This window comes from Priestia flexa (assembly GCF_021441905.1).
Lineage (GTDB): Bacteria > Bacillota > Bacilli > Bacillales > Bacillaceae_H > Priestia > Priestia flexa.
Map to the genome: position 1 here is coordinate 1,931,718 of NZ_CP090431.1, position 21,511 is coordinate 1,953,228.

Here is a 21,511-nt window from a genome sequence, read left to right on the forward strand (position 1 = left end):
TTACACTTCCTTTTTTACATCAAATTGATCGCGTAAATAGTCACCGATAATGTTGGTGACCAGTACTACCCCTACAATTGCTAAGCCAGGATAAATCATCAGCTCAGGATTAGATTGAAAATACGGACGTGAGTCATTCAGCATAGCTCCCCACTCTGGTACAGGAGGCTGTGCACCTAATCCAATATAAGATAGAGACGAAATTAAAAGAATAATTTTCCCCAAGTCTAAGCTTGCCATGACAAGAACATAACCAATGATATGTGGTGCTAAGTGCTTTTTCATAATTTGTAAAGCAGACAGTCCGTTTGTACGAGCGACTAATACGTATTCTTTTTGTGACTCAGATAACACGGTGCTTCGAACAAGTCGCGCGTAGTTTACCCACTTGACCATCACAATTGCAAATACAAGATTGCCAATTCCAGGGCCTAATAGCCCGCTTAGTACAATAGCTACCACCGTATCAGGAAACGCTAAAAAGCTGTCTGCAATTCTCATAAACAATCGGTCTACTACACCGCGTTTGTAGCCTGAAATCAGACCAATTGGAATCCCTACGAGCAAAGCTACGCCTAAGGCAAGTGCACTAAAGCCAATGGTTTGCTGTGCACCGAGCAACAAGCGCGTTAAGATATCTCGCCCTAAATGATCGGTCCCCAAAGGATGTGCCATGCTCATGCCTTCAAGTCGTTTCTCTAAGTTCGTAAGAGTTGGATCATATTTTAAGTAGAAAAAGGTATAGATAGATGCTGCAACAACAATAAGAAAGAGAAAGGCGAGCGGTATAATGATTTTACGCTGTTTTTTCATAGCCGGCAGATACACTGAGGACTCTTTCATCACTTACTCTCCTTTTCTTTGTATTTCATTTCAGGGTTTAAATAACGATATGATAGGTCTACACATGTATTCACAATAAATACAATGCCCCCCATTACGAGTATGTAGCCTTGAATAAGTGGATAGTCACGCTGGCGAATCGCATCGACAATGAGCTTGCCGATTCCAGGGTATGCAAACAGCACCTCTATAACAACGACCCCGCCTATCAAACTACCTAAGCTCACGCCAAACACCGTGATCACCGGTGGAATACTGTGGCGAAAAGCATGCATTAAAAAGACTCTCCCTTCTGATAACCCACGCGCTCGTGCTGCACGAATAAACTCTTGGGTATAAGAGTCTAGTAAACTTGAACGAATCAAGCGAACATATACGCTTGAAATTGCTAAACCCAACGTAATAGAAGGTAGAACAAGCGACAGTATTCCGTCTCTCCCCATCGTAGGGAACCAATTTAAGCGAACGCCAAATAAATCAATGAAAATAAGTCCCAACCAAAAGCTTGGAACAGCAGCTCCAATAATTGAAAGCGTTCGGCTTATTTTATCTATCCAACTGTCTCTGTAAAGTGCAGATAGCGAGCCCAGCGGAATTGCAACAATAAGCATTACTACAATTGCGCCGATTGCTAGCTCTAATGTAGCAGGCAGAGCAGCCATAATTGTACTCATAACGTCTTGTCCCGTTACGAACGACTGCCCAAAATCCATCTGAACAAATTTCTCTAACCATAGTCCGTACTGCACAAGAACAGGCTCATTAAATCCCATTTCTTCACGAAGTGCTTCTACTTGCTCTTGGCTGACTGAGAGCTCATCAACGTTCAAAATGGTTAGCACGGGATCTCCCGGTGCTAACCGAATAAAGATAAAACTGACAAAGGTTATAAACAATATAAAAAATAGAACTTCCGAAAACTTTCGGAAAAGGATTTTAATCATTCTTTCACATCCAGCTTATTTGTAATCATGTAGTATTCGCTCTTAGTCGTAAACCAGTTTTCCACTTTATCTTTGTTGTAAGCAACGATTGTTGATGGATGTAACACAAACGAGTTAATAACATTTTCATCGACATAATCAGCTGCTTTTTCTGCCAGCTCATCACGTTTCTTTTGATCAACAGTCCGGTTTAGCTCATCGATAATCGCCGTTAATTCTAGTTCATCAGCTTGGCTAAAGTTAAGCGCACCTTTTGGATGATACGTTGCTTTTAAATAATAACCAGCATCTCCACGCGGTGCCGTTAAGTTACTATACGTTGCGATATCCCAGTCACGATGTGACGCCATATATTCTTCCGGCGTTTCGATTTGTTTAATCTTAATATCAATACCTATTTGCTTTGCATCTGATTGAAGTACTTGTGCAATAAGAGGTAGGTCTGCTCTAGCTGGATAAGTTAATAACGTCAAGCTCAGCTGCTTTCCGTCTTTTTGCATCTTGCCATCTTTTAACTTATATCCTGCTTTTTCTAGATGTTTAACTGCTTCATCTGAACCTGTTTCACGCTTATCATACGTTGGTGCAAAAGCTAACGAAGGTAAGAACGGACCTCTTGCTGTCTCAGCATGACCTAATAGAATTTTATCGACAATCTTCTGGCGATCAATTAATGCATCAAGCGCTTTTCTTACATTGATATCTTTCATTTCTTCTCTTTGCATATTCATTGTAAGTTGATGCACGCGGAACGTTGCCGTTGATTCAACCTTCATTTTTGAATCTTCTTTAAGTGAATCTAAACTTTCTACCTCTGGACGATACACAATGTCTGTTTGTCCAGACTTCAATGCTAAGGTACGCGCATTTGCATCTTCGTTAAACGCAAACGTCACAGAATCAAGCTTTGAAGCGCCATCCCAATAATCATCAAAGTGCTCAAGCTCTAGTTTGCTTCCTGGTGTAAACGACGCAAGCTTAAACGGACCTGTACCAACCGGTTTATTCACAAAGTCTTCTTCAGATACGTCAATAATAGCGACGTTTGGATTCACAAGCTCTGATATAAACTCTGGAAACGGCTCTGTTGTTTTAATAGTAAGCGTAAAACCATCAGCACTAATTGTATCAATTTTCAGTGCATTTTGAATAGCCACATTTTCTTTCAACGCTCGTTCTAACGATTTTTTTACAGATTCAGCATCCATCTGCTTTCCATTTTGAAACTTTACATCTTCACGAAGCTTAATTGTCCAGTTTTGACCATCTTCTCCGTCCCAGCTCTCTGCTAGCCATGGCTCAATGCTTAGATTTTCTTCATCAAGTCGAATAAGTGTTTCCGTAATTCCTGCTCGCAGTGGCACATAGCTAGAATCAACGTGTGGATCTAATGAATTTGTAGAGAAGTTATACAAGAAGTTAATATGCTTCTTCTCTTTTTTATCGGTCGTTGAATCTCCGCTTCCCATACAAGCGCTTAAAAGCATAGCACAAACGATTAAAATCCCTACTTTAGGAACTTTATGTTTGATGTATGTAAGTAAGCCCATGTTTTCATTTCTATCTATTAATCTTTTAATCACGTTTCACTGCTCCTTTTAGTAAATTCGTAATAATTCCGTTTTAAATTTTATCGTAATAATTCCGATTTATCAATACATTTTTTCGTAACTATTCTTTTTTGCTTATATTATCCATTTTATAGATTATAAGACAAAATAAAAAAGCCCTATATAAAGGCCTTTAATAGTTTATAATGAATCTTTTTTAAATATCTTGACTCTGCATCTTTTTCAATTCGTTCTCATGCTTTTTCTTAACAGTATCTCTGCCTGTTCCCCACTCAGCTAACAGCATAAATAACCCTAGCAACATAAAAATCGTGACCCCTATGTAGTGAGTAATAGAGTTTGTTACGATAATCCAGCCGCAGTATACAGTATATAAGACAGGCAAAATAGCTCCCCAATATACTTTTGTACGCGTTGATAAAAAATAATGAATAGAAAACATTAGTGCAAAAAATAAGATATTATAATCTCCAAATATTATTCTAGTTTCTTCAAACATCAGCAATCCCCCTTTTCTTCTTTCTATTTATTAATAAGCAGCTTAACATCATCTAATTAATAGACATTTCTTTATACTCTACTTACAAATACTATGTACATTAAGATAAGAAATAGATATAGTCCAGATTCAACGTGCTGAAGTATTTAAATACACCATCAAAAGAAACTAGACTTAGTTCATCGTACTTATACGCAATTAGAAATTCACTTGCTATTAACAGTAGTAAGATTGAGAAAAATGTTTTTATAAGAGGAAATTCCCTAAAACGAGAAGAGAAAATAAACTTAATCAGTGTGTAGATTAACACTACTATAAAGTAGATTAGTAGCAGCTGATTGGCTTTGGAAGGAATATGCCATACAAGAATATACATAGTCATCGTTAGAAGTAGTAGAAAAGATAATTCTCTTCCATTAAAAAAATTTTCCATTCATAACACCTTTTCTGTCTTTACTCATAGACAAATTTTTTGGAAAAAACAACATATTTTTTACATTTAATTTACATATAATTAACATTATTGTACATAATTTTTCTCTTTTTTTCTACTCTTTCTCAAAATTTGTATGACAGCTTTTTAATTTTCCGTTGAGTTCAACTGTCTTTAGAGATTGCTAGTTTATAAAAAAGGACTGCGATTCTAGATTCGCAGTCCTTTTGTTACGTATAATTTTATTAAAACATTAACTTTTTTATGCTTCCTAAAGATGCTAGCTTTAACTTAACTAACTTATGCTTCCATTCATTTACCGTTCCATTTTGGAGTTTCTTTGCATTATAAGCCATCTGACAAAGTATATCTTGACTATTAATTGCTTCGTTATGAGGTTGGCATTTTACGTAATGATATTCTCCATGTTTATCTTGCTCACGAGCTTTAACATTATCTTTTAGCATTAAATCTAGCCATGTATATACTCGTTCTTTCAAATGATCTTTTAAGATAGGAAATAAAATTTCAACTCGATTTTCCATATTTCTAGTCATAAGATCTGCAGATGAAAGAAAGACTTTTGAATTACCGTTATGATAGAAACAATAGATCCTCGTATGTTCCAAAAAGGTTCCTACGATACTTCTAACTTTAATGTTTTCACTAACACCCTTAATCCCAGGACGTAAACAGCATATTCCTCGTATAATTAAATCCACTTTAACACCCGCAGCAGATGCTTGATAAAGTTTAACGATAATGTGTTTATCTGTTAGAGAGTTCATTTTGGCGATAATATGTCCATTGCCATTTTGCTTATGGTAAGCAATCTCTTTGTCAATCAATTCTAAAAAAGTATCCCTTATCCCAAATGGTGAAACAGATAAATGATGATAATCAGGTTTTTCCATGTACCCACTTAAGTAATTAAAAAAGTTTGTAGCATCGATACCTATTTGTTCATTTGACGTAAGTAAACCGAGATCTGTATACACTCTCGCCGTAGCATCATTGTAATTTCCCGTTCCTAAATGAACGAAGCGCTGGATTTCTCCTTTCTTACGACGTAATACTAACGTAATTTTACTATGTGTTTTTAGCCCTGTCATGCCATATAAAACATGACAACCAGATTTCTCTAATTCTTTTGCCCACTGTACGTTGTTTTCCTCATCAAACCGTGCCTTTAATTCAACAAGTACGGTTACTTGCTTTCCTTTTTCTGCTGCTCGTTCTAGGCTCTTTATAATAGGAGAGTCTCCACTTACTCTATACAGCGTTTGCTTAATAGCTAGTACGTCTGGGTCATCTGCAGCCTGTGAAATAAAGTTAACAACCGGTTCAAAAGATTCGTAGGGATGATGAAGCAATACATCTTCATCAATAATTTTCGTAAAAATATCTTTTTCTCCCTCTAAGTCTTGAGGAGGTTGAGGAATAAAAGACGGAGCTACTAAATGTTCATGGCTAGATTGGATGGTTTTATAAAACGAGAAGAGAAAAGTTAAATCCAGAGGTGCTTGTACATAATAAATATCCTTATCATGGACTTCTAATTCTTCTTTTAAGTATTCCACCATCTTTTGGTCATAAAAATGTTTTTGAACTTCTAAACGTACAGCTGCTCCCCACTTGCGTTTTTTAAGCTCTTCTTCTATCTCTTTTAAAAGATCTTCTGCTTCATCTTCGTGAATGGTTAAATCAGCATTTCTTGTAATCCGAAATGGCGTAACCGATTTGACATCGTAGCCTTTAAATAGCTTGTAAATAAATTGAGAGATGATTTGTTCTACTAAAACAAATGTTCTTGCCCCTTCATGTTCATGTAATTCAACATAACGATTTAAACCTGCTGGAACTTGTACAAGTGCTAATTTTTCATTGTTTGATTTCTCATAATCTGTATTCACTTCACATCTTTGTTGGAGACGAATTGCTAAATTTAAAGATTTATTTAACAGCATAGGAAATGGACGATAAGCATCGACAGCCATCGGTGTTAGGATAGGAAAGATCTCCCTATCAAAGAAGATTTCTAAGAAAGATAACGTTGTTGGGGAAACTTTTGAGATTGGTACAAATTTTACACGTTCTTTTGCTAAAAGAGGACTAAGTTCATCTATATAGATATCATCTTGTTTTTCTACAAGCTTGTGTGTAATTTCAGAGATAGCAGCTAATTGCTCTTTTGGTGTTAGTCCAGCTTTATTTTCGGGACGGTTAAACCCTGCTTTTACTTGATCAAGCAAACCCGCTACGCGAACCATGAAAAACTCATCTAAATTCGAACTAAAAATAGATAAAAACTTATACCGTTCTAACAAAGCATTATTGGCATCCTTCGCTTCCTCTAACACACGCTTATTAAAAGCAAGCCAACTTAGCTCCCGATTGTTATATAAAGAAGCTCTCTCTAAATCTATTACATTATTGTCTACACTTGCTGTTGTCATAAAATAGACATCTCCTTCTTCAATTGGTTTTATATGTATATTTAGAAAATAACATCCATTTATAAATATAAAATTAATTATTTGTAAAGAAAATGTAAATTACAATAGACATATTTATCTAATAAAAAGGAATATTTCATTATAACAATAACAACATAGAATATTTTTATTAATATAATGTACCTACCACTCCCAAAATAAATTAGAAAAGAAGATCACATTCGTGACCTCCTTTTTTGTATCAAAAGTATTTGTTATTAAATTATCATTGCTGTTTTAATACGGGTATCCATATTTCACTTTTAAAAGTTGGTGAGGTTACATCTTTATGTTCATTCCATAAAATTTCTGGTCCGTCTACTTGTTCATAGTTTGAGGATGGAAACCATTCAGAGTAGATTCGCCCCCATACATCTTGTAAAGTATCAGGAAATGGACCGATTGCTTCAAATACCGCCCATGTTAAAGCTGGTACTTCCAGTTGTATCAAATTATCGGGACAATCCTTAGTTGTTGCTACACCGATATAGTGGTCAAGCTCACCTTTTTCCTCCATTCGTCCTTCTGAAAAATTCACAGATGCACTAATCATCCCCAGTGGTTTAACATTAGAAAGATTTTTTAATTTATTTATCGTTTCATGGGTTAAGCTTTCCCACATAGCTGCAATCTTTGGATTAACTCCGTGAAAAATTATAGGCACTCTTTCTTTAATCCCCACTATACGAAATGCTTCTTTTTCTTCAATGCGATAATTCATTTCATTTCCTCCTTTTATAGACAGATGAAAGGTCATTTTTGGATAAGCTTTAAGTGAATAACCATTCTTTTTGGCTTCTGAAGGAGTTAGACCATGTAGATTCTGAAAGGCTCTTGTAAAAGAATCTGGTGAGTTATATCCATATTTAATCGCGACATCAATAACCTTCATATTATTATTTTTAAGCTCGAATGCTGCAAGAGTAAGGCGTCTTCTTCGAATATATTCTGCTAAAGTAATGCCTGCAAGAAAAGAAAACATCCTTTTAAAATGATACTCAGAGCACAGAGCTAACTTTGCTACCTCTTTAAAATCGATATCATTGGTTAAGTTCTCTTCAATATAGCCTAAAGCTTTATTCATACTCTTAAGCAAATCCATTCTTATGACCTCCCTTGTTATCAGAATAACAGGATTGAAATAGATCTATCCGACATTTCATGCACAATTAAGTAGGTTTTTCTTTATTACCTTATGTATAGAATATACAGGCCTAGTTAACATAACCCTTTTTTCGGGAAATAACTAAAAAACAAAACACCATAAGAAAGCTCCAATTGCGGCAAATGCAATATACCTTTTGAGCTTCATTTTACCAATACCAGAAAAATAGCACATCAAGTGTCTAACTCCCGGGATAAAATACCCTAAAATAATTGAATAGGGACCATACTTCTTCATCCACTTTTCAACTTGGATCATTCGTTTTTCTTTCAAACCTACCCACTTGCCGTACTTATCGATAAATGGTCTTCCGGCTTTCCTTCCAATCATGTAGCTAATCATCATTCCTAGAAGTGAACCAAAGAAACTGATGATAATAGCGGGTCCGTAGTTGATAAGATCCGTATTCGTGAAATATCCCACTGTCGTCATCATGACTTCATCGGGAATAGGTAACCCCACAATCCCAAAAGTGAATAGTTTGAAACATTAAATTTTATTACATAATAAAAAACCGCTATGCGTATCGGGACTGACCCCTGTTTTTGAGACAGGAATCAAAACACCTTTTAAACAACCCGTTTTCTGTATTGTACAGGAGACTGGTTGTTTAATTTTGTTTGAATACGGGCATGGTTATAATACGTAATATAGCTTTTGACGGTTTGCTCTATGATGGTAGTCGTAGTGTATGTCAACTCGTCAAGGTAGAACGTTTCAGACTTTAGTGAGGAATGAAACGATTCAATTGAGGCATTATCTGCAGGCGTCCCTTTTCGGGACATACTCATGATAATGCCTTTCTCTTTAATTGTTTGTTGATAAGCATACGATGTGTACACAGAGCCTTGATCACTATGCAACGTGCACCCTTCCAGTAGAGAAGGGAGTTGGTTAAGCGTGTCTAAAACAAACGCGACATTTTGACAATCACCTATGGAATACGCAATAATCTCTCCGTTAAATAAATCTTGAATACTTGAAAGATACAATGGTTTCGGCCCAAAAGGCAAGTACGTAATATCAGTCACGAGCTTTTGAAGAGGGCGTTCAGCTCGAAAGTCACGTTTTAATACATTCTCTGCAACCTGATAAGGTTGCCCTGTTCGCTGCCGTTTCTTCCGTTTAACGCGACATTGCCAACCGTATTTCTGCATGGTACGCTGCACAAACTTGTGGTTAATCTTCATGGTTCGCTTGAGTACAGCTGTGATTTTCCGATAGCCATATCGAAACTTGTGTGCACGACATTGTTCACCCACTTGCTGTTCCATCCATTTCTTTCGTGTATCCTGTTGACTATGCTGCTTCCAACGGTAGTAAGTGGACCGAGGAATACCAAGATGGAAACAGATTTGATAAATAGGGATTTGTTCTTTTAACTCTTCCACTAGGTTCACTGCGATTTCTGGTACCACTTCCTTTCCAATTCCTTGTACTTTTTTAAAATCTCGATTTGTTGCTTTAATTGTCGGTTCTCAGTCTTTAACTTAGCTGTCTCGTTTTCAAAATCAGGACCTTTTCCATAGGCATATTGCTTGCCTACTGGCTGTTCCAACCGGTGTACATCCCCATTTTGATACCACTTCATCCATGTTTTTAATTGGGTAGGGTTCCGAATGTTTAGTTGTGATAATACTTCTTTTACAGGTACACCGGCTAACCTCATTTCAATCGCTTTTAACTTTATTTCGACTGGATAACTGACTCTTGTTCCCATAGAAAAAACACCTCCAAGTGATTGTTAGGTACTACATACCCAGTTTTCAACTTAAAGGTGTTTTTTATTTGTCTCACTTTATGGGGTCAGTCCCTATCAATCTCCTTAAGGCATAGCGGTTTTTTTATCTTATTCTTGAATCTCCTGTTTCCACTGACCATAACCACCTGTTAAATTGTAAACCTCCGTTATTCCTTTGGATTGAAGGAGGCTGATCGCAATCGCAGAACGAACTCCTGAACCACACTGAACAATTAGCGGACGGTGAGCTGGCACCTCATCAATTCGATCTAACAAGGTTCCAAGCATAATGTGAGTGGCACCTTCAATGTGACCTGCTTTCCACTCTTCTAAGCTTCGAACATCTAGTACCTGTGCTTTGTTTTGATCAAGCATGTTTTTTGCTTGGTGTGGCGTAATACTTTCATAAGACTGTGTCGTAGAAGCTTCTACTACTGCTTTGTTTGCATCGTAGTAGCCAACCAGCTGATCAATCCCAACAGAATGTAACACTTTTTCAATTTCACCAATCTGTTCATCCGCTGTTAGGACATATAATGGACGATCATAATTCACAATCCAGCCGGTCCAATTTGCAAATGAGTTGTTAAAGGGAATATTAATCGTTCCCTCTATATGATTTTCAGCAAATTCCGCTGCGCTTCTTGTATCAATTACCTGATACCCTGCTTGAATTTGCTTTTCTACTTCGATTACGTCTGCTAGCTTGTTAACCTTTGGAAGCTTTGATAAGCTGTTTGGTCCTACTTTATTCACCTTTTTCATCACTGCAAAATATTTCGGTGGCTCTGGCTGTCCATCTAACAAAGCATTTACAAACGCTTCTTTTTCCGTATGCTGAAGCGCCCAGTTAAAGCGTTTCTCATACCCTACAGTTGAAGAAGGCACGGCACCAAGGGCTTTTCCGCATGCGCTTCCTGCTCCGTGTCCCGGCCAAACCTGCATAAAATCAGGCAGCTCTTTGAACTTTTGAAGCGATTCAAACAATTGATATCCGCCTGACTGTGCTGTTCCCTGTGCACCCGCTGCTTTTTCTAATAAGTCTGGGCGACCAACATCTCCAACAAATACAAAGTCTCCTGTAAAAATCCCCATTGGTTCATCTGCTTTAGCACCGCCGTCCGTTAACGTAAACGAAATGCTTTCCGGCGTGTGACCAGGCGTATGCACTACACCGAATGTTAGATTCCCAATCTTAAACTGGTCCCCACCTTTTAGCAATTTATGAGGTAAGTGATCAATGTTTTGATACTTCCAATCTGCATCTCCCTCGTCTGATACATATAACGTAGCCCCTACTCTTTCAGCTAACTCGCGACCTCCAGACACAAAGTCAGCGTGAATATGGGTTTCTAAAGCACCAATGATTTTCATTCCATTTTTTTCTGCTTCTTGAATGTATGGTTCAATATTTCGAGCAGGATCTACAACAACAGCTTCTTTTGCAGCTTGACACCCTACCAGATAAGAAGCTTGTGCTAATTTTTCATCATAAAAGTATTTAAGTAACATATTCATTCTCCTTTTTCTTCATATTGATATCCTTAATCCATCTCTATTTTACCCTGGTAGGTATATAAGGATACAAATTAAACTCACACTCCACAACCAACTAGTTCTTTTTCTGTTTTGCACGGACAAGTCGCTAACTGATAGCTTGACACAATATATCCTTTCTGACGTAAAAAGCGAATTCCTAAATGTAGCTCTATTTTATCTTCTGCGATGATGTGAATTTGTTGATTCGGTATTTCAGAATAAAAGCGTTTTAAATACGCATAGGGAATGTTTATAACGTTCCTATATTCACTTTCGCTTCTTTCGTTGTAATGACGAATATCAACAAGTAACCGGTCATCTTTTAGCTCATTAGGGTCATTAACACATTGCACACCCTTAACGGGATAATTGCGTTTATATGCTAAAGCACCTAGCATTATAACGAGAAAACTTCCTATAAAGTAGCTCATTAACTCACCGCCTCTTTAAAGAGATTCAATTAATTTATAGTTACACTATATACCCCTATAGGTATTTAGTCAAGTGTTAGAAATACAGATCATTTTCTATTGTTTACGTTTCCCTACCTATCTTAAGCTAAACTGTATTTTTTGCTAACTTCGCTTATTCAATTTTACCTTTTAGCACAAACTAAAGAGAGCTATTGCATGCTTGTTTTTACCATATCTGATATGATGTTAACGACTCTTAAAATTTAATATAGAAAGGATTGCTTTTATTGGTATTTTTAGCTTTTGGTATTTCAGCTGCTATTACGATATTCCTAGCCATTCGGCTATCTATTTATGCAGATACTATTGAGCGGAAATCTGCTTTAAGCGGCATATTGATTGCTCTTTTATTAGGAGGCGCCACATCATTACCTGAGATTACAACAAGCGTCACGTCCATCATTATTTCAAATCCCGATTTAGCTGTAGGAAATGTTCTTGGAAGCAACTTATTTAACGTAATGATTTTAGCTACGTTAGATTTATTTTTTCGAAAGCACAAAATTATGATCTATGCTAGCAAAGAAAATCGATATACTTCTTTGTTAACCATTTTTCTCTCTTTTTTAGTTGCAGCTTCTTTATTCTTTAACATCCCTTACCATATCTTTGGGATTGGAATTGATACTGTTATTTTAATCATTGTCTATTTTATAGGCGTAAAAATCATTTCTACCTATGCAGCAGAGCATGTTGAAGAAGAGGAAAAACAAGAAGAGAACCTTCAAGATAGAGGACCAACTTTAAAAAGAGCCGTTGTTGGTTTTTCCATAGCAGCAGTGTTTATTATGGTATTTGGAAGTATTTTAACCATCTCAGGTGATCGTATCGCTGTTATTACAGGTTTAGGCGCTTCCTTTGTTGGTTCGTTTTTAGTCGCAGCCAGCACGTCACTTCCTGAAGCAGTCTCTGTTGTTATCGCCATTCGTTTAAAAAATTATAAGTTAGCGATTGGTGGGATTGTCGGAAGTAACTTATTCAACTTATTGATTTTAGCAGGAACAGACGTCTTTTATCGCAAAGGGGCACTGTTAAGCGCAGCCAGCGGCAGTCACTTATATACAATTGTTGCGTCAATGATACTCATCTCCATTAGCCTATTTTCAATGTCACGAAAGAACATCACATCTTCATGGTTTTATGTTGTACCATCAATTTTAATTATTGCTTGTTACTTTATAGCAAGCTATATCATCTACTTAAATTCAGCTGCATAAAAGCCGCATGCATATGCATACGGCTTTTGCATTTTTCATCCTATTACTTTGTTAATAGCGCTTACGCAGCTGTCAATAGCTTCGTCTAGCTCCTCTTCATCAATAGTTAAAGGGGGGTTAAAGTATAGAACGTCTCCTAGTGGACGGAGGATGAGCCCCTTCTTCAACGCTGCTTTGTAAATCTGATAACCAACTCGATTCTCTGAGCTAAATGGTTCTTTCGTTTCTTTATTTTTGACAAGCTCAACAGCGTTTATTAATCCTATGTTGCGAATTTCACCAACATGAGGATGATGCAGTAACGCTTCGTTTATTCTTCTATTTAAATAAGCTGCTCGCACGGTTGCTTTTTCTAAAACGTGGTCGTGCTTCAAAATATTCACTACCGCTAAAGCTGCAGAGCACGCTAATGGGTTACCGCTATACGTATGGCTATGCATAAAGGCTTTTCCTTCTTTATATTCTGCGTAAAATGCTTCATAAATTTGATTACTCGTAATCGTAATTGCCATCGGCATATAGCCTCCAGTGAGTCCTTTTGAAACACACATAATATCCGGTGTAATCTCCGCGTGATCGCATGCAAACATCTTACCTGTTCTTCCAAAGCCAGTTGCAATTTCATCGGCAATTAACAGTACACCATACTCATCGCATAGTGCTCTTAGCTTTTGAAGGTAGCGAGATGGATACATTCTCATTCCCGCTGCTCCTTGTAAAATAGGCTCGACAATCATCGCACACGTTTCATGACCATGCTTTTCAAATGCTTTCTCTGCCTGTACGAAGCACTCCACCTGACAGGAATCTCTTGTTTTCCCGTAAGGACATCGATAGCAATCCGGCGCATCAATTCGAATTGTATCCATCAGCATTGGATTATAGATTTGCGCATACAAATCTAGGCTTCCCACCGATAAAGCCCCAATCGTTTCACCATGATAGCCATCTGTAAAGCACATAAACCTCGTTTTTTCTTTATGACCGGTTTGATATTGGTACTGAAACGCCATTTTTAACGCGCATTCTACAGCTGCTGAACCGTTATCGGAAAAATTAAATTTGCTTAGCCCTTTAGGAATAATTTCCATTAACGCTTCGCATAGTTTAATTGCAGGCTCATGCGTAAAGTTGGCAAAAATCACGTGCTCGAGTTGATCGAGTTGATCTTTGATTTTATCGTTAATGACGGGGTTACAGTGGCCAAAAAGGTTACACCACCATGAACTCACAATGTCTAAATAAGAGTTCCCTTCTTTATCATATAAATACACGCCGTCTCCTCTTTCGATGACAATGGGCTTAAGCTCTTCATAGTCTTTCATTTGTGAGCACGGGTGCCAAATATATTTTAAGTCTTTTTCTACTAAGTTCATGTTTTCAATGCTTTTCATTATGCAAACAGCTCCGCTACTTTTTCTGCTTCCATTGCAAGCTCTGTATCATTTTCCTTCACCAAACCAATTACTGAAACTCCAGTTAGCACTTCGACCATTTTTTGATTGTCTTCTTCCATAACGTCGCCTTCGCGTGAACGGTTAAAAATAATTCCTTTCACCTGAATATTGCGTGCTCTTAAATATTCAATTGTCAACACCGTCGCATTGATGGTTCCAAGCCCCGCATCCGCAATAACAATCGTAGATAAGTTCAGCTCTTTTACAATATCTTCTAGTAAAATATGCTGCTGATCATCCCAACGAATCGGACAAAGAATTCCTCCGCTTCCTTCAACCACTACATAATCATACTTCTCCTTAGCCTTTTGGTAGTCTTTCTTAATAATGTTGAGATCGACAGGATTTCCTTCAAGGTTGGCTGCCAAATGCGGTGATACGGCGTGTTTATAAATATAAGACACCGTATTTTCTGGCTTCTCACGAATTCCTGCGGTTTCAAGCACATGCTTAGCATCTCCTGGAATTAATTGTTCACATTCTACTTCCGCTCCGCTAAGCGCAGGTTTATAATAACCACAGTCATAGCCGTGTTCTCGAAGCTTTTTCACAAGTAAACCCGTCACGTATGTTTTTTCCTACATCTGTTCCTGTCCCAGTAATAAATAAGCCTTTTCCCATCTTTGTTTCTACCTCCTATACATTACCGATGTATTTTTTTATTAATTTAGCTGCTTCTGACAGCTCTTTCTTTGAATGATCAGCCATCAGTGACACTCGAAGACGTGCGCTCCCTTTGGCAACGGTTGGATAGCGAATGGCTGAAATAAAATAGCCATGATCAAAAAGCTTTGCTGATGCATCCAGTGCTGCTTGTTCACTTCCAACAATGATTGGAAAAATAGCTGAATTTGAACGTGCAGAGATTCCATGAGCCTGCAAGCATTCATTAAAGTAAGCAATATTCTCTTGAAGCTTTGTAACTTGTGTATCATCATTCATGATTAACCTCAGTGCTTCTATAGCCGACGCACTGGTTACGGGAGATAGCGAAGTGGAAAAGATAAAACTGCGCGCTTTGTTTTTCAAGTATTCAATAAGCAGCTTATCTCCACACACAAACCCACCTTCTCCACCGAGCGCTTTACTCAGCGTTCCCATAATAATGTCAGGCTTTTGTGTCAGCTGAAAATGCTTACAAACTCCTCGACCACGTTCTCCAAGGATGCCTGTTGAATGTGCTTCATCTATCATTGAAAACAAGCCATACTGATTCGCTAAGCGCATCAGCTCAGGAAGGTTCACAACATCTCCATCCATACTGAAAACAGCATCGCTCACAATTAAGCCATTTTCACAAGAGTGAGCTAGAATTTTTTCTTCTAAATCGTTCATGTCATTATGCTTATACACAACGGTTTTCGCTTTACTGAGCCGGCATCCGTCAATAATGCTTGCGTGGTTTAGCTCATCGCTAAAAATCACGTCTCCTTCAGAAAGAAGCGATGAAATAACACCAACGTTGGCCATGTATCCCGTGTTAAACACAAGAGCTGCTTCCGTCTCTTTAAACTCGGCAATCATTTCTTCCAATAACCGATGAAGAGTTGTCGTACCCGTTGTTAACCTCGAACCTCCTGAGCCAATGCCATATGCTTCTCCCATTTGAAGCGCATAACTCTTTACGCCTGGATGATTACATAAATTTAAGTAGCTGTTTGACGCAAGCATCACGTACTCTCTGTCGTGCATTTTGACATGCGCCTCTTGAGCTGTTTGAATTTCGTTGAATGATCGATAAAGATGATTTTCTTGTAAAGAGGCTAAGTCGCTTTTTATCTTTCTCCATTTATCTTGCTGTTTTGCTTCGTTTAATCTTTTTGATAGGCCTAAATCTACAACTATTTTTTGCTTTTCTAAATACGCAATCGTTTCGTTCACGCCGCTCTCAGAATGACGATATAAAAAGATGCGCCCGCCCAAGTGACTTCCTTTTTGTTTTAGCTTTGTAATTCGAACATAACCGAACTCTTTAGAGGCGACGTAGCCAGTTACGTAATCAGGATCATCCGAGATACAAATTTCACCAATAACATTTGGCGCATGGGCTACTTTTGTCGCTAATACAAGCGCTTCTTGGAAATGATTTTTCTTTGTGAGGTCTTCTTGAAAGTGACTGCGGTTCGCATCCATATACGTTGCTCGAATCCCTCGTTCTTGATCTGGCTCTAGACGTTTCATTGTATCAACGTCTAGTAAGATTGCGCCGCGCATAGAAGAACACGAGCTCAGCATCTCAATGATTTCTTCAGCCTGTTGTAAACCTAATTGTAAAAGCAGCTTTTTTACTTCTTCTATTCCTTCATAATGATTAGCCACTTCTACAGTTTTAACAGGTAACGCTTCTAAAAGCTGAATATCACTAAGCTGTACGGGCTCGACTTTCATCGTAATTTCATCTGCTGCTCCTTTGGAATGATGGAGAGCTCTATGTAGTAAAGCATTGGTATACGTATGTAATTCATGTTTATTCACAATCTTCTCCGCTCCGGAAAGATGACCGGTATTGCTATTGGAAGCTCTCATTTTTAAGCTAAATAGATTCATATTTTCTGGCTTCTCCTTTCTTCTCATCATCCACAACAAACTCTTGAAAGATTGTTGATTTCATATTTCTTTTTATAATGGGATACATAATACCTGATGAAATGGCTGTAAAAACCATCCCTGGCAAAGCAGCAAGCAGCAAAACCGTCACATCAACGTCCATAATTGCCGCTAATACGTAGCGTGCAGCGATTGTCCCTAAAGGTCCAGCTACCATAACAACGACTAAAGCCGTACCAAATAAGCCAATGATTCCTCCAGCTACTAACCGAAAGATCATGGCAACTAAAACATGAATAAGCGTATGGGTTCCTAATAGTAGACTAATAATACTTGCTACAATGCCTGCACAAAAATAACGTTTAAACCCAAACGTAGCTGCAATGACGATAGCAATGGGAGCCGAAAGCTGAAACTCTGTTCCAACGAAAGGTGACGGAATTTTAAACATTCCGCTCACCGCAATTAATACGGCAAGCATCGCCATCAGCGTCATTTCTTTTGTTTTACTCGTCTTCAATGCCTCATCTCCTTTCCAAGATTATGAAAATAGTTTATAACAATCCACCATTTATGTAAACTAAAAATGAAAATAAGTTAACATATAATTTAAAGAAAAACAGGGACATAGCACCTGCTTTTCTTTAAATAGTTATTTTCTTTACACCCAGCCCATTAGCTTAGCCGTTTGAAATACAGTACGACTTATCTTTATGTGTAAAAGTTCCCTCTGCCATTGAAACGGTTTTCCCGTCCCAGTTCCCCGTATGCTGTCTTAATCCTGTCAATGCGTTAAATAGCGTGCTTTTTCCGGTGTTTGAGTTTCCTGCTAAAGCAATACGATATAAGCTACCCATGATGAACTAAATCCCCCTCAATTAATCTACTTTCTTCTCTTCTAAGCGCAATGGTGGTTTGACTAACGCGAAACGCAATCGGATCTCCAAGCGGACTTTTTTTGACCACTTCTACGAAGGCACCTGGTACAAAACCTAAATCCAACAGCCTTCTCCTCATCGTTCCTTCTAATAACAAAGAAGTAATTTTTATCACGTCTCCTTTTAACCCTTGGCTCAACAAATTTTTTTTAGATTCACACATATATATTTCCCCTTGTCTAATATTTTTCCCTAACGCAACTTCAATGCTATACTATGACCCTATTCGAAAATTGTCAAATGTATTGTCTTTTTTATAAAATAAAAAACAGCCTACTTATTGGCTGCTTTAAATGATTTTATCATTATCCACTATTACCGCTTGTACATCTTGTAAATTCTACTTAGCTTTTCATCCAATAATTCAAAACGAACAAATCGATCAGCTCGCACATACTCTTTTCCATTAATCATCAAAAGTAAAATTGGGGCTGCTAAAATCAAAAAGCGTTCTGCTACTGCTTCCACCTGTGTCGCATCAACACGACCTAAATTAATTTGCGGATAGTGTTCCAATACCTCTCTTAGCTTTGGAAATATCGCATGACACGTACTACATTCTGGTGTAAATACGTACAAAAAGCTTAGTTCATTGCTAGTGATAAACTCGTCTACCATTTCAATAGTGGTTAATTCCGTTACCTGCTTCATCTCACTGCTCTCCTGTTTTCTCTGACTTAACAATAAAGTGAACATACGTATAGTAGTCAAAACACTAATACAGTGTCAACTTAATTTATTTTATTATCAACATGATGTTTTCTTCTCAAAATTAAACTCCCCTAATGTTAATTAGAATTACTAATCACGAAATCAAAGGATGAAATGGCTAAAAAAGTATTTTAGAAATTAGGTATTACCTATAAAAATCAGAATTCATCGTACGTTTGAGGATCCTTTGTAGCGTAATAATCTTTCGCACCAAAGTTTAAACCGTCTTCTTGTTTGTTTAAGGTTTGTGACAGTACGGTAACTTCTGCTCTCATAGCGCTTGCGATTTTAACAGCCATATGACCTAAGCCACCCATTCCTACGGTAAGAGATGGGTGGTGCTATTTAGCTAATAAATCAAATATAGTTAGTTTTGTTGTTATTTAAAGGCTGATTGATATGCAAAATTATTTTAGGAAGTGGAATTTTATTCTATCCCACTTCCATTTCATTAGTTATTTTAATGTCTTCGTTTTTCTAAAGAGAACACGTAAGTAACTTTCTAGAAACCTTTTTGCATCCTTTAGTCTTCAGTCAAATGACCATTACGCCAAAGCTGTTGATAATACGGATGTGTTTTTTGTAATGCTTCGTGTGTGCCTTGACCTGACAGGCGTCCTTCTTCAAAGACAAGAATTTGGTTTGCACTTGTAATCGTGGATAACCGATGGGCGATGATAATCGTCATCCGATTGTTAAAAATAGTAGACTCCAAAGTAAAGCACTCACCCCAGCATATAGCATGTACGATTTTAGAGACATATGCGAAATTCCACAAAAGTACCCCGTAACATGGCGCATGCCAGGAATAAAATAGCTGACGATAATGGCCGGGGATCCGTATTTTCGAATCCAGTGTTCTGCCTTATTACTCCATTTCAGTGAAAAACCAAACCCTTCACCAAGCCAAATTAGTAGTGGATGACCAATACTTTACAGGAGGCACAAAGTGGTGCACTCATCGCATTATTTTACATGATGGTGATTGTACTATTTGCACAAACGACAGTTGGGCTAAAACTATTAAAACCATTCGTAAATGCGGGACGCCTATCGATGAGTAATTATTTACTTCAGTTAAAAAAGAGACTGAGACATAAGTAGTTCAGCCTCTACTATACCTGAACGATTGAGAGTTCATAACTTTTAATCGTTCAGGTTTTTTTGGTTGATTGTGAAAACAATGTTGGAAACAGGGTGGAATGGAGCATAGGACACTCGACTCCTGCGGGAAAGAGAGGGAAAACTGAGATCCCGCAGCGCAGCGAGGAAGCTCAGGTTCCTCCCCGCGGAAAGCGAATGACCGTAGCGCAATGGAACGAACGTGTTGAGACAAATCAAAGAGATGGGAACAGCTAGTGTTCGTCTCTTAGAAGCAATCATTTTGTTATGTCCCAAACTCTTTTTTGAAATTCCTATTAGATTATCAGCAACTCCAACAAGAGTCCTTTTTCAAAGTGAATTTTCAAATAATATCCAATGGCATTTTCCTAGTAGGTTTAGGAAATACTTGATCAATTCTACTGAGATCTTCTTCAGTAAACTCAATTGTTGCTGCTTCAGCATTTGCTAAAACATGTTCATCTTGGACCGCTTTTGGAATAGCGATGACGTTATTCGAACGGATGGTCCAAGCAAGAGCGATTTGTAATGGTTGGACATTGTATTTGTCAGCAATATCATGAATAGTTGGATCGTTTAAAAGCTGTCTTCTTAAAGAGCCTCCTTGAGCAAGGGGACTGTAGGCCATGATTGGCATGTTATGTTCACGCTGCCATGATAAAAGATCGAAGTCGATTCCTCTTGAACCTAAATGGTATAGCACTTGGTTCGTCACACAATTTTTTCCATTCGGAGTATTCCATAGCTCTTCCATATCAACCGTGTCAAAATTAGAGACGCCCCATCTTAAAATTTTCCCTTCTTCACGTAGTTTTTCCATTCCTTCAATTGTTTCCTCTAAGGGAACACTTCCTCTCCAATGAAGAAGATATAAGTCCAAGTGGTCTGTTCCGAGTCGTTTTAAGCTGTTTTCACATGCTTTTGAAATCATATCTAAACCTGCATGATGGGGATACACTTTTGAGACTAAAAAGACTTCATTTCTGCGTCCTTTAATGGCTTCGCCAACTAAGCGTTCAGAATCGCCATTTCCGTACATTTCAGCAGTGTCAATAAGTGTCATGCCCAATTCTACGCCGAGCTGCAAGGCTTTTATTTCTTTGTCTCTCACTTGGGGATCTTCCCCCATGTACCATGTTCCTTGTCCTAAACTAGGTAAAGAAGAGCCGTCAGGTAGTGTTACCACGTGTTTAGCTAATGCAATTTTAATTTCCATTCTTTTCTTTTCATCCATTAGACTCGACCCTTTCTTTTATGTATTTGGTTATCATAGAAGTAGACTGTTAACGTCTCTACGTATAAAGTACGCATATATTTAGAATTTCCGTAACCAACAAATCTATTCTTTATTGCATGATATCGCCATTTCTGTTTGTGCAAAAAAATCAAAGAAAGTGAGGATGGCCTATAAGCGTCTGACACTTCGAGCCATCCTCACCACTTCTATTCTAAATCAATTTATCAATCGACTTTGATATCAATGGATTAGATCAGATGAGCTCCTCCATCGATAAGAACGGATGTGCCAGGTGTAAACCTATTTTTCGCTAGGTAAGCTATATCTTGAGGTTGAGCAACACGTCCGACAGGTAGTTGCTTAGCAATCCCATGGTACATAACTTGTCTTTGATCTTCTGACATTCCGCCATAAAGAGGAGTGTCAACAATACCAGGTGCTTGTGCTGGTTCAGTGTACTCCAGGTCTTCAAATAGGTTTGTTATAAGTGTAGCGATTTTTTTGCTCATGTTCATTAACCTCCTTAAAATCATAGAACAGAAGTAAAAATATTCATTTACGTACCATGCTCTGATTATC

Annotated in this window: 21 protein-coding genes and 3 pseudogenes; 2 read left to right on the forward strand and 22 right to left on the reverse strand. The window is 37.8% G+C overall.

The genetic code is table 11. The features are described 5' to 3' along the window. The 10 genes from nikC to LZP85_RS09985 form a co-directional block, all read right to left on the reverse strand. Positions 1–843: a nickel transporter permease gene (nikC, locus tag LZP85_RS09940; RefSeq protein ID WP_078989644.1), complete on the reverse strand. Its 843-nt coding sequence runs from the start codon at positions 841–843 to the stop codon at positions 1–3. Then, positions 843–1,787 (reverse strand): nickel ABC transporter permease, encoded by a 945-nt coding sequence (gene nikB / locus LZP85_RS09945; RefSeq protein WP_119543879.1) that lies wholly within the window; start codon positions 1,785–1,787, stop codon positions 843–845. The genes nikC and nikB overlap by 1 nt, the downstream gene beginning before the upstream one ends. After that, positions 1,784–3,337, reverse strand: a complete 1,554-nt coding sequence (nikA, locus tag LZP85_RS09950; RefSeq protein WP_404826300.1) for a nickel ABC transporter substrate-binding protein — start codon at positions 3,335–3,337, stop codon at positions 1,784–1,786. Before nikA ends, nikB begins: the two co-directional genes overlap by 4 nt. Positions 3,338–3,554: 217 nt before the next feature. Next, positions 3,555–3,857, reverse strand: a complete 303-nt coding sequence (locus LZP85_RS09955; protein ID WP_206782675.1) for a hypothetical protein — start codon at positions 3,855–3,857, stop codon at positions 3,555–3,557. Between the two features lie 678 nt (positions 3,858–4,535). Continuing rightward, positions 4,536–6,746 (reverse strand): RNA degradosome polyphosphate kinase, encoded by a 2,211-nt coding sequence (locus LZP85_RS09960; RefSeq protein ID WP_206833629.1) that lies wholly within the window; start codon positions 6,744–6,746, stop codon positions 4,536–4,538. 265 nt (positions 6,747–7,011) lie between these two features. Continuing rightward, positions 7,012–7,887: an AraC family transcriptional regulator gene (locus LZP85_RS09965; RefSeq protein ID WP_206782677.1), complete on the reverse strand. Its 876-nt coding sequence runs from the start codon at positions 7,885–7,887 to the stop codon at positions 7,012–7,014. Between the two features lie 144 nt (positions 7,888–8,031). After that, on the reverse strand, positions 8,032–8,415 hold the full coding sequence (locus tag LZP85_RS09970; protein ID WP_267965688.1) for a DedA family protein: 384 nt from the start codon (positions 8,413–8,415) through the stop codon (positions 8,032–8,034). 104 nt (positions 8,416–8,519) lie between these two features. Continuing rightward, positions 8,520–9,670, reverse strand: a protein-coding gene (locus LZP85_RS09975) for an IS3 family transposase (protein WP_234561726.1) whose coding sequence is annotated in 2 segments (ribosomal slippage) — positions 8,520–9,397 and positions 9,397–9,670 — 1,152 coding nt in all. Because the reading frame shifts where the segments join, the coding sequence is not laid out codon by codon here. A gap of 129 nt (positions 9,671–9,799) precedes the next feature. Next, positions 9,800–11,203, reverse strand: coding sequence for an MBL fold metallo-hydrolase (locus LZP85_RS09980; RefSeq protein ID WP_025911782.1), 1,404 nt, complete (start codon positions 11,201–11,203; stop codon positions 9,800–9,802). An 83-nt stretch (positions 11,204–11,286) separates the two neighbouring features. Then, a complete protein-coding gene (locus tag LZP85_RS09985) occupies positions 11,287–11,661 on the reverse strand; it encodes a rhodanese-like domain-containing protein (RefSeq protein ID WP_025911781.1) in 375 nt (124 codons plus the stop codon). A 269-nt stretch (positions 11,662–11,930) separates the two neighbouring features. Between LZP85_RS09985 and LZP85_RS09990 the strand changes: the two genes are divergently transcribed. Further along, positions 11,931–12,920 (forward strand): sodium:calcium antiporter, encoded by a 990-nt coding sequence (locus tag LZP85_RS09990; protein ID WP_061785474.1) that lies wholly within the window; start codon positions 11,931–11,933, stop codon positions 12,918–12,920. A gap of 35 nt (positions 12,921–12,955) precedes the next feature. On the opposite strand, the gene bioA is transcribed toward LZP85_RS09990, so the two are convergent. The 10 genes and pseudogenes from bioA to LZP85_RS20820 form a co-directional block, all read right to left on the reverse strand. Then, the gene (gene bioA, locus LZP85_RS09995) at positions 12,956–14,314 is read right to left on the reverse strand and encodes an adenosylmethionine--8-amino-7-oxononanoate transaminase (protein ID WP_224840229.1); all 1,359 of its coding nucleotides are present in this window, start codon (positions 14,312–14,314) and stop codon (positions 12,956–12,958) included. Then, entirely contained in the window at positions 14,314–14,943 is a 630-nt protein-coding gene (gene bioD / locus LZP85_RS10000; RefSeq protein ID WP_234562208.1) for a dethiobiotin synthase, read from the reverse strand. The genes bioA and bioD overlap by 1 nt, the downstream gene beginning before the upstream one ends. Positions 14,944–15,013: 70 nt before the next feature. Then, positions 15,014–16,954, reverse strand: coding sequence for an 8-amino-7-oxononanoate synthase (gene bioF / locus LZP85_RS10005; protein ID WP_234562210.1), 1,941 nt, complete (start codon positions 16,952–16,954; stop codon positions 15,014–15,016). Then, positions 16,911–17,444, reverse strand: a complete 534-nt coding sequence (locus tag LZP85_RS10010) for a hypothetical protein (protein ID WP_025909766.1) — start codon at positions 17,442–17,444, stop codon at positions 16,911–16,913. Before LZP85_RS10010 ends, bioF begins: the two co-directional genes overlap by 44 nt. 172 nt (positions 17,445–17,616) lie before the next feature. After that, positions 17,617–17,781, reverse strand: a pseudogene (locus LZP85_RS10015) (FeoB small GTPase domain-containing protein); the annotation flags it as partial. After that, entirely contained in the window at positions 17,774–18,025 is a 252-nt protein-coding gene (locus LZP85_RS10020; protein ID WP_206782678.1) for a FeoA family protein, read from the reverse strand. The pseudogene LZP85_RS10015 and the gene LZP85_RS10020, both read right to left, overlap by 8 nt. Positions 18,026–18,177: 152 nt before the next feature. Beyond that, the gene (locus LZP85_RS10025) at positions 18,178–18,513 is read right to left on the reverse strand and encodes a thioredoxin family protein (RefSeq protein WP_025909764.1); all 336 of its coding nucleotides are present in this window, start codon (positions 18,511–18,513) and stop codon (positions 18,178–18,180) included. Positions 18,514–18,737: 224 nt separating this feature from the next. Further along, positions 18,738–18,896 (reverse strand): annotated as a pseudogene (locus tag LZP85_RS10030) (alcohol dehydrogenase); the annotation flags it as partial. A 200-nt stretch (positions 18,897–19,096) separates the two neighbouring features. Further along, complete coding sequence (locus LZP85_RS10035; RefSeq protein WP_220473454.1) at positions 19,097–19,288, reverse strand: hypothetical protein; 192 nt, start codon at positions 19,286–19,288, stop codon at positions 19,097–19,099. Further along, on the reverse strand, positions 19,258–19,503 hold the full coding sequence (locus LZP85_RS20820; RefSeq protein WP_206782734.1) for a DedA family protein: 246 nt from the start codon (positions 19,501–19,503) through the stop codon (positions 19,258–19,260). The genes LZP85_RS10035 and LZP85_RS20820 overlap by 31 nt, the downstream gene beginning before the upstream one ends. On the opposite strand from LZP85_RS20820, the gene LZP85_RS10045 reads away from it, so the two are divergent. Continuing rightward, positions 19,495–19,677 carry a DUF418 domain-containing protein gene (locus LZP85_RS10045; protein ID WP_083686606.1) on the forward strand — a complete coding sequence of 61 codons (183 nt, stop codon included), beginning with the start codon at positions 19,495–19,497 and terminating at the stop codon, positions 19,675–19,677. The genes LZP85_RS20820 and LZP85_RS10045 overlap by 9 nt on opposite strands. Before the next feature lie 361 nt (positions 19,678–20,038). On the opposite strand, the gene LZP85_RS10050 is transcribed toward LZP85_RS10045, so the two are convergent. After that, entirely contained in the window at positions 20,039–20,929 is an 891-nt protein-coding gene (locus LZP85_RS10050) for an aldo/keto reductase (RefSeq protein WP_076513978.1), read from the reverse strand. A 440-nt stretch (positions 20,930–21,369) separates the two neighbouring features. Next, positions 21,370–21,441: pseudogene (locus LZP85_RS10055) on the reverse strand (protease); the annotation flags it as partial. Between the last annotated feature and the right edge of the window lie 70 nt (positions 21,442–21,511).